This is a genomic window from Burkholderia sp. Bp9004 (genome assembly GCF_003858025.1).
Classification (GTDB): Bacteria; Pseudomonadota; Gammaproteobacteria; order Burkholderiales; family Burkholderiaceae; genus Burkholderia; species Burkholderia diffusa.
The window spans coordinates 47,651-60,515 of the sequence record NZ_QTQD01000002.1 but is presented as its reverse complement, the minus strand read 5'-3'; the positions used below and the strand labels follow the sequence as shown (position 1 = coordinate 60,515).

Below are 12,865 nucleotides of genomic sequence, written 5' to 3'. Positions count from 1 at the left end.
TCGGGCCGTGCCGTCAGTCGAACTGACGGAAATCCGGCTTGCGCTTCTCGAAGAACGCCGTCATCGCCTCGCGTGCCTCCGGCGCGCGCAGCATCGCGGAGAAATGGCCGGCCTCCTCGCTCATCCGCGCGGCAACGGCCACGCCTCCCGTCTCCTTCAACAGCGCCTTCGTCACGCGCAGCGACGACGCCGGCAGCGCCGCGAGTTTCGCGGCCTGCTTCGCCGCGAATGCGTCGAGCTCCGCGACCGGCAGCACGCGATTGACGATGCCGATGCGGTGCGCTTCCAGCGCGTCGAAGGCTTCGCCGAGCAGCAGCTTTTCAGCGGCGACCTGATGGCCGGCCAGGCGCGGCAGCAGCACGCTCGACGCGGCTTCCGGGCACAGCCCGAGCTGCGCGAACGGCAGCGAGAACGCCGCGGTGTCGGCCGCGTAGACGAGATCGCAGTGCAGCAGCATCGTCACGCCGACGCCAACGGCGATGCCCGGCACCGCCGCGACGATCGGCTTGGTCGCGCTGCTGATCCGCGCGAGAAACTGGAATACCGACGCGTTTTCGTCCTTCGGCGGCGCCTTCAGGAAATCCTCGAGATCGTTCCCCGCGCTGAAGTTGCCGTCGCTGCCGCGCAGCAGGATCACGCGGACCGCCTTGTCTTCCTGCGCGTCGGCGAGCGCATCGGCCATCGTCTGGTACATCGCCGCCGTCAGCGCGTTCTTCTTCGCCGGGCGCGCGATCGTGATCGTCATCACGCCGTCGGCGCGTTCCACTTGAATTTCGGCCACAACCGTCTCCTTTGACTTTCCTCTATCGGAATGAAAAAACGGTGCGCGAGCTCGTGGCCCGCGCACCGTCGTCGCTCTTGTCCCGCCCCGCTTACAGGCGTTCGATGATGCCCGCGGCGCCCATGCCGGTGCCGACGCACATCGTGACCATCCCGTACTTCAGGTTACGGCGACGCAGGCCGTGCACGACGGTCGCCGCGCGGATCGCGCCGGTCGCGCCGAGCGGGTGGCCGAGTGCGATCGCACCGCCCATCGGGTTGACCTTCGACGGGTCGAGGCCGAGATCGCGCATCACCGCCAGCGATTGCGCGGCGAACGCTTCGTTCAGCTCGATCCAGTCGAGATCGTCCTGCTTCAGGCCTGCGGCCTTCAGCGCGGCCGGAATCGCTTCCTTCGGGCCGATGCCCATGATTTCCGGCGGCACGCCACGCACCGCGAAGCTCACGAAGCGCGCGAGCGGCGTCAGGTTGAACTCCTTCAGCACCTTCTCCGACACGACGAGCAGCGCACCCGCGCCATCCGACGTCTGCGAGCTGTTGCCGGCCGTGACCGAGCCCTTGTTCGCGAACACCGTGCGCAGCTTCGCGAGGCCTTCGATCGACGTATCCGCACGCGGACCTTCGTCGAGCTTGATCTCGCGCGTCTTCACGTCGACTTCGCCCGTCGCCAGGTTCGGGAAACGCTCGGTGATCGTGTACGCGGCGATTTCGTCGCCGAACTCGCCGGCCTGCTGGGCGGCGAGCGCCTTGCGGTGCGATTCGACCGAGAACGCGTCCTGGTCTTCGCGGCTCACCTTCCACTGCTCGGCGACGCGCTCGGCGGTCAGGCCCATCCCGTATGCAATGCCGAAATCCTCGCTGCGATCGAAGATGTGCGGCGACATCGACGGCTTGTTACCCATCATCGGCACCATGCTCATCGATTCGCAGCCGCCCGCGAGCAGCGCGTCCGATTCGCCAACGCGGATGCGGTCCGCCGCCATCGCCAGCGCCGTGATGCCCGACGCGCAGAAGCGGTTGACCGTCACGCCGCCGACCGTCTGCGGCAGCCCCGCGAGCAGCGCGCCCATGCGGGCGACGTTCAGGCCCTGCTCGGCTTCCGGAATCGCGCAGCCGATGATCGCGTCCTCGATCACCTTCGTGTCGAGGCCGGGCACCTGCGCGACCGCCGACTTGATCGCGTGAACCAGCAGCTCGTCGGGGCGCGTGTTCTTGAAGACACCGCGCGGAGCCTTGCCGATCGGGGTGCGGCTTGCGGCGACGATGTATGCGTCTTGCAGTTGTTTGCTCATTTCAGACTCCTTGCCTTGTCGCTCGCTCAGTTACGCACCGGCTTGCCGGTCTGCAACATGCCCATGATCCGTTCCTGCGTCTTCTGCGTGCCGAGCAGCTCGACGAACGCGCGGCGCTCGAGTGCGAGCAGCCACTGCTCGTCGACGAGGCTGCCGGCTTCGACGTCGCCGCCACACACGGCTTCGGCGATACGGCTCGCGATCAGGTAGTCGTGGTCGCTGATGAAGCGGCCGTCACGCATGTTGACGAGCGATGCCTTGATCGTCGCGATCGCCGAGCGGCCTGCGACCGGCACGTCCTTCGCGCGCAGCGGCGCACGGTAGCCGACGGCCGCCAGCGCGCGTGCTTCCTTCTTCGCGGTGTCGAGTAGCTCGAACACGTTGAAGATGATCGTGTCGGACGGCTTCAGGTAGCCCATCGCGCGTGCATCGTGCGCCGACGACGAAACCTTGGCCATCGCCGCGTTCTCGAACGACTTCGTGACGAACTTCAGGATGTCGGTGGTCGCGTTCGCGGCCGTTGCCGCATCCGCCGCGCGCAGCGCCGCTTCCTTCAGGCCGCCGCCGGCCGGCACGAGGCCGACGCCCACTTCGACGAGACCGATGTAGCTCTCGACGTGCACGACGCGCTTCGCGCTGTGCAGCATCAGTTCGCACCCGCCGCCGAGCGCGATGCCCGACACGGCCGCAACGACCGGCACGTTCGCGTACTTCACGCGCAGCATGCCTTCCTGGAACTTCTTCACGAACGGCTCGATGCCCTTCGCGCCGCCCATCATGAACGCGGGCATCGCCTCTTCGAGGTTCGCACCGGCCGAGAACGGGCCACCCGGCGTGCCGAGCTTCAGCGACGTCGGCTGCCAGATCACCACGCCCTTGTAGTCCTTCTCCGCGAGCTCGATCGCCTGCACGAGGCCGTCGATCACGCTCGGCCCGATCGTGTTCATCTTCGACTTGAACGACACGATCACGACGTCGTCCTCGCCCGCACGGTCGTCGACCCATGCACGCACCGCGTCGGTTTCGAACAGCGTCTTGCCGTACGTCTTCGGATCGGCGCCGGCTTCGCCGACGAGCGGCGCGCGGAACACCTGCTTGCCGTAGACGGCGAGGTCGGAACGCGGCACGAAGCGCTTCGAAGCAGGCGCCCACGAGCCTTCGGCCGTGTGCACGCCGCCCTTCTCGGCAACCGCGCCTTCGAGCACCCACGACGGCAGCGGCACGTTCGCGAGTGCCTTGCCGGCCGCGATGTCTTCCTGCACCCACTCGGCAACCTGCTTCCAGCCGGCAGCCTGCCAGCCTTCGAACGGGCCTTCGTTCCAGCCGAAGCCCCAGCGGATCGCGAGGTCGACGTCACGCGCATTGTCGGCGATCGACTCCAGATGCACGCCGATGTAGTGGAACACGTCGCGGAAGATCGACCACAGGAACTGCGCGTGCGGATGGTCCGTCTCGCGCAGCAGCTTCAGGCGTTCCGCCGGCGGGCGCTTCAGGATGCGGCCGACGGTTTCGTCCGCCTTCGCACCCGAATCGACGTAAGTGCCCGTCTTCGCGTCGAGCACCTTGATCGCCTTGCCTTCCTTCTTGTAGAAGCCGCCGCCCGTCTTCTGGCCGAGCGCGCCCTGCTTCACCAGTTCGGCGAGCACGGCAGGCGTCTGGTAGACCGGGAAGAACGGATCGTCGGCGAGGTTGTCCTGCATCGTCTTGATCACGTGCGCCATCGTGTCGAGGCCGACCACGTCCGCCGTGCGGAACGTCGCCGACTTCGCGCGGCCGAGGCGGCTGCCCGTCAGGTCGTCGACTTCATCGAAGCGCAGGCCGAACTTCGCAGCCTCGGTGATCACCGCGAGGATCGAGAAGATGCCGACGCGGTTCGCGATGAAGTTCGGCGTGTCCTTCGCGCGCACGACGCCCTTGCCGACGATGCTCGTCAGGAAGGTTTCGAGCTGGTCGAGGATCTCCGGGCGCGTATGCGCGGTCGGGATCAGCTCGACGAGGTGCATGTAGCGCGGCGGGTTGAAGAAGTGCACGCCGCAAAAGCGCGATTTGAGCTCGTCCGAGAAACCTTCGGACAGCTTCGTGATCGACAGGCCCGACGTGTTGGTCGCGAAAATCGCATTCGGTGCGATGTGCGGCGCGACCTTCTTGTACAGGTCGTGCTTCCAGTCCATCCGCTCGGCGATCGCCTCGATCACGACGTCGCATTCGGCGAGCTTCGCGATGTCGTCTTCATAGTTCGCGGCTTCGAGATATTTCGCATCGTCCTTCACGCCGAACGGCGCGGGCGACAGCTTCTTCAGGTTCTCGATCGCCTTCAGCGCGATCGCGTTTTTCGGGCCTTCCTTGGCCGGCAGGTCGAACAGCAGCACCGGCACGCGCGCGTTGACGAGATGCGCGGCGATCTGCGCGCCCATCACGCCGGCGCCCAGCACGGCGACCTTGCGAATCAGGAAATTGCTCACGGGATGTCTCCGGATAGTGTCGTGCAGCGCGGGTTGTGAGGGCTGCACGGCGAATTGAGTACCAGGAACCGTTGCGTTCGGGCGGCGCTCGGCGCGCTCCGCCCGGACTCGCGTCAGAACAGCGATTCGTCGACTTCCATCAGCGTCTTCGAACCGGCGCGCGCGGCGCGGATCGTCGCCGCCGTTTCGGGCAGCAGGCGCGCGAAGTAGAAGCGTGCGGTCGCGAGCTTCGACTTGTAGAACGGGTCGCCCGACGCTTCCTTGTCGAGGGCGAGGCGCGCCATGCGCGCCCAGAAGTACGAGAACACCAGGTGGCCCACGGTGCGCAGGTACGGCACGGCGGCAGCGCCGACTTCGTCCGGGTTCTGCATCGCCTTCATGCCGATTTCCATCGTCAGCTTCTGCACCTTGTCGCCGATGTCGGCGAGCGGGTTGATGAACTCGGCCATTTCCGGCTTCACGCCTTCGGCTTCCGCGAATTCCGTGACGAGCTTGCCGAATTTCTTCAGCTTCGCGCCCATGTCGCCGAGCACCTTGCGGCCCAGCAGGTCGAGCGACTGGATCGAGTTCGTGCCTTCGTAGATCATGTTGATCCGCGCGTCGCGCACGTACTGCTCCATGCCCCACTCGGAGATGAAGCCGTGGCCGCCGTAGATCTGCATCGCGTGGTTGGTCGACTCGAACGCGTTGTCGGTCAGGAACGCCTTGATGATCGGCGTGAGCAGCGCGACGAGATCGGCCGCTTCCTTGCGCACCGCTTCGTCAGCGTGCGACAGTTCCTTGTCGATCTGCAGCGCGGACCAGTACGTGAACGCGCGCGCGCCTTCGGCGTAGGCCTTCTGCGTGAGCAGCATGCGGCGCACGTCCGGGTGCACGATGATCGGGTCGGCCGGCTTGTCCGGTGCCTTCGGGCCCGTCAGCGAGCGCATCTGCAGGCGCTCCTTCGCGTACGTCAGCGAGTTCTGGTACGCGACTTCCGTGAGACCCAGACCCTGCATGCCGACGCCCAGACGCGCGGCGTTCATCATCACGAACATCGCGTTGAGGCCCTTGTTCGGCTCGCCGACCATCCAGCCCTTCGCGTTGTCGAGGTTCATCACGCACGTCGAGTTGCCGTGGATGCCCATCTTGTGTTCGATCGAGCCGCACTTGATGCCGTTGCGCTCGCCCGGCTCGCCCGCGGCGTCCGGAATGAACTTCGGCACGATGAACAGCGAGATCCCCTTGGTGCCCTGCGGTGCGTCCGGCAGGCGTGCGAGCACGAGGTGGACGATGTTCTTCGACATGTCGTGCTCGCCGCTCGAGATGAAGATCTTCGTGCCGCTGATCGAGTACGAGCCGTCGCCGTTCGGTTCGGCCTTGGTGCGCAGGATGCCGAGGTCGGTGCCGCAGTGCGGCTCGGTCAGGCACATCGTGCCCGTCCATTCGCCCGACACGAGCTTCGGCAGATACTGCTTCTGGAGTTCCGGCGCGCCGTGCGCATGCAGGCATTCGTAGGCGCCGTGCGACAGGCCCGGATACATCGTCCACGCCTGGTTCGCCGAGTTCAGCATTTCGTAGAGCGCGTTGTTCACGAACGCGGGCAGGCCCTGGCCGCCGTAGTCCGGATCGCAGCCGAGCGCCGGCCAGCCGGCCTCGACGTACTGCTGGTACGCTTCCTTGAAGCCGGTCGGGGTCTTCACGACGCCGTCGCCTTCATACGTGCAGCCTTCACGGTCGCCGACCTGGTTCAGCGGGAACAGTACCTCGGAGCAGAACTTGCCCGCCTCCTCGAGGACCTGGTTGATCGTGTCGGCGTCGAGGTCCGCATGCCGCGGCATTTGCTTGACCTCGGCTTCGACGTTCAGAAGCTCGTGCAACACGAATTGCATGTCGCGCAGCGGCGCGGCGTACTGTCCCATGACTCTCTCCAAAGGTGGGCAAAACGGCTCGAGCTCCTGGCGGGCGGATCACGCGCCGCTAACGGCTCTCGCTCTGATACGAAACGATCGTCTTTTCCAGCGCGGCCCACGTGAGGCGCACGGCATCCGGCGAATGCAGGAATCGTGCGTCGTGATGCAGGCCGAGCGTGAAGCTGTACAACTCGAAGAGCATCAGGTCCGGATCCGTATCCGCACGCAGATGGCCTTCTTCCTTCGCCTGCGAAATGGCACGCAGCATCGCGGCACGCCAGGCCGTCACGCTCGCGATCAACTGCTCGCGCACGGGGCTGTCGGGCCGGTCGTCGTACTCGACGGCGCCGCTGATGTAGATGCATCCGGTCGTCACTTCCTGGATGCGCTTCTCCGTCCAGCGGGCCAGCATCGCCCGGAGGCGCGGCAAGCCTCGCGGCTCACGCAGGCTCGGAAAGAACACCTCGTTTTCGAAACGATGGTGATACTCGCGGACGACCTCGACCTGCAGGTCCTCGCGCGATCCGAAGTGCGCGAACACACCACTCTTGCTCATCTGCATGCGCTCGGCCAGCAGGCCGATCGTCAGCCCCTCCAGCCCGTCACGGCTGGCGAGGTCCAAAGCAGCTTCGAGTATCGCGGCACGCGTCTGTTCGCCTTTTCGCATAGCTATTTCTGTAACCGTTCGGGGGTTCGAATAAAATCGAACGGCCGTACTATTATTGAGTGCGGCCGCTCGCGAAACAAGGAAATTATTAGAAACCGGTGTCTAACCGAGCCGCTATTTTGCGCGATTCCGGCGGGACCGGAGCGGCTTTTCCGCACGAACGTGCGGACAGATTTTTGAAGCGAACGCTTAGTCTTCGTCAGTCGTAACCACCGACCGTCAGCGCCTTCATCACGATGCGGTACGTGTTGTACGCGAGCCAGTTCAGCATACGCTCGATGCGCGGCCGTGCGGCATACCGGGCGGCATCAATTTCACGGCCTTCGGTGAAGGCGGCCGCGATTGCGTCGCGCAGTTCGTTGGTGATCTCATCGTAGCGCACCAGCACGACGTTCGCCTCGTTGTTCAGCATCAGGCTCAGCGCGTCGAGGTTCGACGAGCCGACGGTCGCCCAGTTGTCGTCGATCACCGCCACTTTGCCGTGCAGGATCGTCTTGTCGTATTCCGCCACGCGCACGCCCGCACGCAGCAGCGCGTGATACAGGAACGGCACGGCCGTATCGAGCGCCGTGAACTCGTTACGGCCGATCAGGATCCGCACGTCGACGCCGCGGCGTGCGGCGCCCGTCAGCGCGCGGCGCAGCTTGCGGCCCGGCATGAAATACGGATTCGCGAGCAGGATCCGCTGGCGCGCCTGGCCGATTGCGGCGAGATACGCCTTCTCGATCGCGCGGCGGTTCACGACATTGTCGCGCGCGACGAACGCGACGCTCGGCTCCGTCACGACGCGCAGCGCACCGGCCTTGATCCACCGGTGGCTGCGCATCCAGCGCCGGAACATGTCCGGGAACGCCTCACCGCCGTGCAGCCCCGCCGCGTACTGCGCATACGGCTTGTGGCCGAACTGGATGCGGTGCCACTGCAGCTCGAACGCGGCGCGCACGTCCGACACCGCCGGCCCGGCCATCTCGACCGCGAAATCCCAGCGCGGGAACGGCAGCGTCGCGCTGCCCTGCGTGTAGTCGTCGACGATGTTGATGCCGCCGCAGAACGCGACCGCATGATCGATCACCGCGAGCTTGCGGTGCGTGCGCGAGAAGCCGAAGCGGCCGAACAGGAAGCGGTTGTAGATGCAGTGCTCGACACCGGCCTCGGCCCACGTATCGAACAGCGGCAGGCGCGCGGTGCCGACGCCGTCGGTGATCACGCGCACGCGCACGCCGCGCTGCGCCGCGCGAATCAGCGCATCCGACACCGGGCGGCCGGCCGCGTCGTCGCAGAAGATGTAGGTTTCGAGCATCACCTGCTCGCGCGCCGCATCGATCCGTTCGATCAGCGCGTGGAAGAATTCGTTGCCGGTCTCGCAAAGGCGCACCGTGTTGCCGGCCGTGAACGCGAGCCGCGACGCGGAGCCGCGCTCCTGCAGGAACATCTGCCGCAATTGCGCGAAGCGCTTGCGGGTTTCCGCATTCATGCGGAAGAGCCGTGCGGCGATTGCGCGAGCGACACGCGCACGGGCAGTTGCAGGATCGCTTCGGCATTCGACGGCGAAAAGCAGCGCGCGGCCGCTTCGCGGAACGGCAGCCATGCGTAGTCGACATGCTCGCGCGGCGACAGCGTCACGTCGACGCGGCGCGGCACGCACAGGCCGAACCAGTGCTCGATATTGCGCGTGACGCCCGGCGCATAGCGATGCAGGTATTGCGGATAGATGCTGTATTCGATCCGGTGGTGCCAGTCGATCAGCGCGGTGGCCGGCACGTCGGGCGACCCGACCGAGATGCCGGTTTCCTCGGCGACTTCGCGCGCGGCCGTGAGCGCGAGCGGCTCGTCGAGCGCGTCCTTCGATCCGGTCACCGATTGCCAGAAATCGGGCTGGTCGGCACGCTTGATCACCAGTACGTCGAGTTCGGGCGTGTAGATCACGACGAGAACGGATTCGGGGATTTTCGGCGGCTTCGTCATCTTTGTTTCATGCGGCACAGGGCCGTGCGCCGGGCCTGGGCCCAAACGTGCGGCAAGTGCTGCGACTGTACCGCAAAAAGCGAAAAAGGCGCACAACGGCGCCTTTTTCGTTGGACGTCGTGCGCGCGTCGCCGCGCACACGACCTGTGACAAGCGTTACGCCTTCGGCTGTTCCGGCTGACGCAGACGGATGTGCAGCTCGCGCAGCTGACGCTCGTCGACCGGGCTCGGCGCCTGCGTGAGCAGATCCTGCGCACGCTGCGTCTTCGGGAACGCGATCACGTCGCGGATCGAGTCGGCGCCGGCCATCATCGTGACGATGCGATCGAGACCGAACGCGATACCGCCGTGCGGCGGCGCGCCGTACTGCAGCGCGTCCAGCAGGAAGCCGAACTTCGCCTGCGCTTCTTCCGCACCGATCTTCAGCGCGCGGAACACCTTGCTCTGCACTTCCTCGCGGTGGATACGCACCGAGCCGCCGCCGATTTCCCAGCCGTTCAGCACCATGTCGTACGCCTTCGCGAGGCAACGGCCCGGATCCGTCTCGAGGTACTCGAGGTGCTCGTCCTTCGGGCTGGTGAACGGGTGGTGCGCGGCGACGTAGCGCGCGTCTTCGTCGTCGTATTCGAACATCGGGAAGTCGACGACCCACAGCGGCTTCCAGCCGGCCTGGACGAGGCCGTTCGCCTTGCCGAATTCCGAATGGCCGATCTTCAGGCGCAGTGCGCCGAGGCTGTCGTTGACGACCTTCGCACGGTCGGCCGCGAAGAAGATGATGTCGCCGTCTTCAGCGCCGGTGCGCTCGAGGATCGCCGCGATCGATGCGTCGTGCAGGTTCTTGACGATCGGGCTTTGCAGGCCGTCGCGGCCCTTCGCCTTCTCGTTGACCTTGATCCAGGCGAGGCCCTTCGCGCCGTAGATGCGCACGAATTCCGTGTAACCGTCGATGTCGCCGCGCGACAGCTCGCCGCCCTTCGGCACGCGCAGCGCCGCGACACGGCCGTCCTTCGCGTTGGCCGGCGTGCTGAACACCTTGAAGTCGACGTCCTTCATCGCGTCGGTCAGCTCGGTGAATTCGAGTTGCACACGCAGGTCCGGCTTGTCCGAACCGAAACGCGCCATCGCTTCCGAGTACGGCATCACCGGGAATTTCGCGTCGAGTTCGACGTCGATCGTCGTCTTGAAGATGTGACGGATCATGTCTTCGAACAGGTCGCGGATTTCCTGCTCGCCGAGGAACGACGTCTCGCAGTCGATCTGCGTGAATTCCGGCTGACGGTCGGCACGGAGGTCCTCGTCGCGGAAGCACTTGGTGATCTGGTAGTAACGGTCGAAGTTCGCGACCATCAGCAGCTGCTTGAACAGCTGCGGCGACTGCGGCAGCGCGAAGAACTGCCCCGCGTTCACGCGCGACGGCACGAGGTAGTCGCGCGCGCCTTCCGGCGTGCTCTTCGTCAGCATCGGCGTTTCGATGTCGATGAAGCCCTGCTCGTCGAGGTACTTGCGCGCTTCGATCGCGACGCGGTAGCGCAGGCGCAGGTTGTGCTGCATCTGCGGACGGCGCAGGTCGAGCACGCGGTGCGTGAGACGCGTCGTTTCCGACAGGTTGTCGTCGTCGAGCTGGAACGGCGGCGTGACCGACGCGTTCAGCACGATCAGCTCGTGGCACAGCACTTCGATCTTGCCGCTCTTCAGGCCGGCGTTGACCGTGCCTTCCGGACGGTTGCGCACGAGACCCTTGATCTGCACGCAGAACTCGTTGCGCACGCCTTCGGCGGTCGCGAACATCTCCGCGCGATCCGGATCGCACACCACCTGCACGAGGCCTTCACGATCGCGCAGGTCGATGAAGATCACACCGCCGTGATCGCGGCGGCGCTGCACCCAGCCGCACAGCGACACGGTTTGGCCCAGCAGGTGTTCGGTCACGAGACCGCAGTATTCAGTACGCATCGACATGATGTTTGCTTTCGTTCGGTTTGATCAACGGGTGCCGCAACGCGCGGCCCGGGCGATGATTCTTTACTTACAGCGGCGGCTCGACGGGACGGCGGGCGGGCGCCGGAGCCGGCGCCGAAGGCGCCACGACGCCCATCGAGACGATGTACTTGAGCGCGGCATCGACCGACATGTCGAGTTCGATGACTTCGCTCTTCGGCAGCATCAGGAAGAAGCCCGACGTCGGGTTCGGCGTCGTGGGCACGTACACGCTCACGTACTCTTCCGTCAGATGGTTGACCACGTCGCCGCCGGGCGTGCCGGTCAGAAACGCAATCGTATACGAGCCGCGACGCGGGTATTCGATCAGCAGCGCCTTGCGGAACGCGTTGCCGCTGCTCGACAGCAGCGTGTCCGACACCTGCTTGACGCTCGTGTAGATCGGCCCGACGACCGGGATGTGACGCACGACCGCGTTCCACCACGTGACGAGCTTCTGGCCGATGAAGTTCTGCGTGGCCAGCCCGACGACGAAGATGAACGCGAGCGTCAGCACCGCGCCGATCCCCGGCAGGTGGAAGCCGAGCATCCGCTCCGGCTGCCACGATTCGGGCAACAGCAGCAGCGTCTGGTCCATCGTGCCGATGATGAGGCCGAGCACCCACAGCGTGATCGCGAGCGGGACGAGAACCAGCAGGCCGGTCAGGAACACCGTTTTCAGGGTCGTCTTTTTCATCATCTGCCGTCAATGAACCGCGCCGGAAGCGCGGGTTGGTCGCGGCCCGGCCGGGCCGCGACAGTCAACTGCTGGCGGCGGGCGCTGCAGCCGGGGCGGGCGCGGCGCTCGTCGTCGTACTTTCGGAGCTCGCGGCAGCGGGCGCGGCTGCCGCAGGCGCCGCGGCGGCCGGTGTTGCCGCCGTGTCGCCGGACGCCGTCGCCGGCGCGCTGGTGCCGCTCGAGCCACCGCGGAAATCGGTGACATACCAGCCGGAGCCCTTCAGCTGGAAGCCGGCGGCGGTGACCTGCTTGCGAAAAGCATCCTTCCCGCATTCGGGGCATTGCGACAGCGGCGCGTCGCTCATCTTCTGGAGCACGTCCTTCGCGAAACCGCACGCTTCGCATCGATAGGCGTAGATCGGCATGATATTTTTCCCGCAGAAACTGGAAACGGCTTGCAAAACCTTGAATTATAGCTGAAACCCCGGCGCGCTCCGGCAACGGCCGCGACGCCCGAGCTTCAGCGACGGCGCCACGTGAGCCAGCGCTCGTGCCCTTCGAACACGGCCAGCGAATCGGTCACCGGCAGATCCTCGATCAGTTCGAAGTGCGGCGCGAGCAGCGCATCGAGTTCCGCGCGCTCGATGCCGAACGGCGGCCCCTTTGGTTTGGCCGTCACGAAGAAATAACCGGCCAGCAGCGCACCGGCGGGCAGCAGTTCGGCCATCCGCGCCGCATAGCCGGCGCGCAGGCTCGGCGGCAACGCGCACAGGAACGCGCGCTCGTACACCCACTGCACATCGAACGGCGGTCGGTACGCGAAGAAATCGGCCTGCTCCACGACGTCCGCATGCGCGCCGAGCTGCGCCTTCGCCGCCGCCACCGCCTGCGCCGAGAAATCGATCGCGCGCACGGGCCAGCCGGCCCGCGCGAGCCAGCCGGCCTCCTGCGCACTGCCGCAGCCCGGAATCAGCACCGCACAAGGCTCGAGGCGCTGGGCAAACGCGCGAAACCCGTTCGGCACGCCGCCGAACTCCCACGGCGTCACGCCGCGCGCGAAACGCTCGTCCCAGAACGCGGCGTTGCCGGGGTCGCGCGTCTCGAAATCGGCGGTGCTCGATGCGGGCGGTCGTTTCGGTTCGGACATCGCGC

The 12,865-nt window shown here is 66.0% G+C and carries 11 protein-coding genes; all 11 read right to left on the bottom strand.

The window, feature by feature from the left end:
- Window positions 1-13: 13 nt before the first annotated feature.
- Complete coding sequence (locus tag DIE08_RS02470; protein WP_124900922.1) at window positions 14-781, bottom strand: enoyl-CoA hydratase; 768 nt, start codon at window positions 779-781, stop codon at window positions 14-16.
- 91 nt (window positions 782-872) lie between these two features.
- The gene (locus tag DIE08_RS02465; protein WP_059607650.1) at window positions 873-2,072 is read right to left on the bottom strand and encodes an acetyl-CoA C-acyltransferase; all 1,200 of its coding nucleotides are present in this window, start codon (window positions 2,070-2,072) and stop codon (window positions 873-875) included.
- Window positions 2,073-2,098: 26 nt separating this feature from the next.
- On the bottom strand, window positions 2,099-4,534 hold the full coding sequence (locus DIE08_RS02460; protein WP_124900921.1) for a 3-hydroxyacyl-CoA dehydrogenase/enoyl-CoA hydratase family protein: 2,436 nt from the start codon (window positions 4,532-4,534) through the stop codon (window positions 2,099-2,101).
- A 113-nt stretch (window positions 4,535-4,647) separates the two neighbouring features.
- Window positions 4,648-6,435: an acyl-CoA dehydrogenase C-terminal domain-containing protein gene (locus DIE08_RS02455; protein WP_059607654.1), complete on the bottom strand. Its 1,788-nt coding sequence runs from the start codon at window positions 6,433-6,435 to the stop codon at window positions 4,648-4,650.
- A 58-nt stretch (window positions 6,436-6,493) separates the two neighbouring features.
- Window positions 6,494-7,093 carry a TetR/AcrR family transcriptional regulator gene (locus tag DIE08_RS02450; protein ID WP_006751498.1) on the bottom strand — a complete coding sequence of 200 codons (600 nt, stop codon included), beginning with the start codon at window positions 7,091-7,093 and terminating at the stop codon, window positions 6,494-6,496.
- Between the two features lie 199 nt (window positions 7,094-7,292).
- Window positions 7,293-8,567 carry a cardiolipin synthase ClsB gene (clsB, locus tag DIE08_RS02445; RefSeq protein WP_059607656.1) on the bottom strand — a complete coding sequence of 425 codons (1,275 nt, stop codon included), beginning with the start codon at window positions 8,565-8,567 and terminating at the stop codon, window positions 7,293-7,295.
- The gene (gene nudB / locus DIE08_RS02440; protein ID WP_124900920.1) at window positions 8,564-9,058 is read right to left on the bottom strand and encodes a dihydroneopterin triphosphate diphosphatase; all 495 of its coding nucleotides are present in this window, start codon (window positions 9,056-9,058) and stop codon (window positions 8,564-8,566) included. Before nudB ends, clsB begins: the two co-directional genes overlap by 4 nt.
- A 156-nt stretch (window positions 9,059-9,214) precedes the next feature.
- Window positions 9,215-11,017 carry an aspartate--tRNA ligase gene (aspS, locus tag DIE08_RS02435; RefSeq protein WP_059607657.1) on the bottom strand — a complete coding sequence of 601 codons (1,803 nt, stop codon included), beginning with the start codon at window positions 11,015-11,017 and terminating at the stop codon, window positions 9,215-9,217.
- Between the two features lie 67 nt (window positions 11,018-11,084).
- On the bottom strand, window positions 11,085-11,735 hold the full coding sequence (locus DIE08_RS02430) for a DUF502 domain-containing protein (protein WP_006477842.1): 651 nt from the start codon (window positions 11,733-11,735) through the stop codon (window positions 11,085-11,087).
- Window positions 11,736-11,796: 61 nt separating this feature from the next.
- A complete protein-coding gene (locus DIE08_RS02425) occupies window positions 11,797-12,138 on the bottom strand; it encodes an FmdB family zinc ribbon protein (protein WP_059607660.1) in 342 nt (113 codons plus the stop codon).
- A 95-nt stretch (window positions 12,139-12,233) separates the two neighbouring features.
- Entirely contained in the window at window positions 12,234-12,860 is a 627-nt protein-coding gene (locus tag DIE08_RS02420; protein ID WP_124900919.1) for an SAM-dependent methyltransferase, read from the bottom strand.
- Window positions 12,861-12,865 lie beyond the last annotated feature (5 nt).

Excerpts from the sequence above, each read along its gene's own strand:
- clsB (WP_059607656.1), bottom strand. The coding sequence starts at position 8,567 with ATGAATGCGGAAACCCGCAAGCGCTTCGCGCAATTGCGGCAGATGTTC.
- DIE08_RS02420 (WP_124900919.1), bottom strand. The coding sequence starts at position 12,860 with ATGTCCGAACCGAAACGACCGCCCGCATCGAGCACCGCCGATTTCGAG.
- nudB (WP_124900920.1), bottom strand. The coding sequence starts at position 9,058 with ATGACGAAGCCGCCGAAAATCCCCGAATCCGTTCTCGTCGTGATCTAC.
- DIE08_RS02450 (WP_006751498.1), bottom strand. The coding sequence starts at position 7,093 with ATGCGAAAAGGCGAACAGACGCGTGCCGCGATACTCGAAGCTGCTTTG.
- aspS (WP_059607657.1), bottom strand. The coding sequence starts at position 11,017 with ATGTCGATGCGTACTGAATACTGCGGTCTCGTGACCGAACACCTGCTG.
- DIE08_RS02425 (WP_059607660.1), bottom strand. The coding sequence starts at position 12,138 with ATGCCGATCTACGCCTATCGATGCGAAGCGTGCGGTTTCGCGAAGGAC.
- DIE08_RS02465 (WP_059607650.1), bottom strand. The coding sequence starts at position 2,072 with ATGAGCAAACAACTGCAAGACGCATACATCGTCGCCGCAAGCCGCACC.
- DIE08_RS02430 (WP_006477842.1), bottom strand. The coding sequence starts at position 11,735 with ATGATGAAAAAGACGACCCTGAAAACGGTGTTCCTGACCGGCCTGCTG.
- DIE08_RS02455 (WP_059607654.1), bottom strand. The coding sequence starts at position 6,435 with ATGGGACAGTACGCCGCGCCGCTGCGCGACATGCAATTCGTGTTGCAC.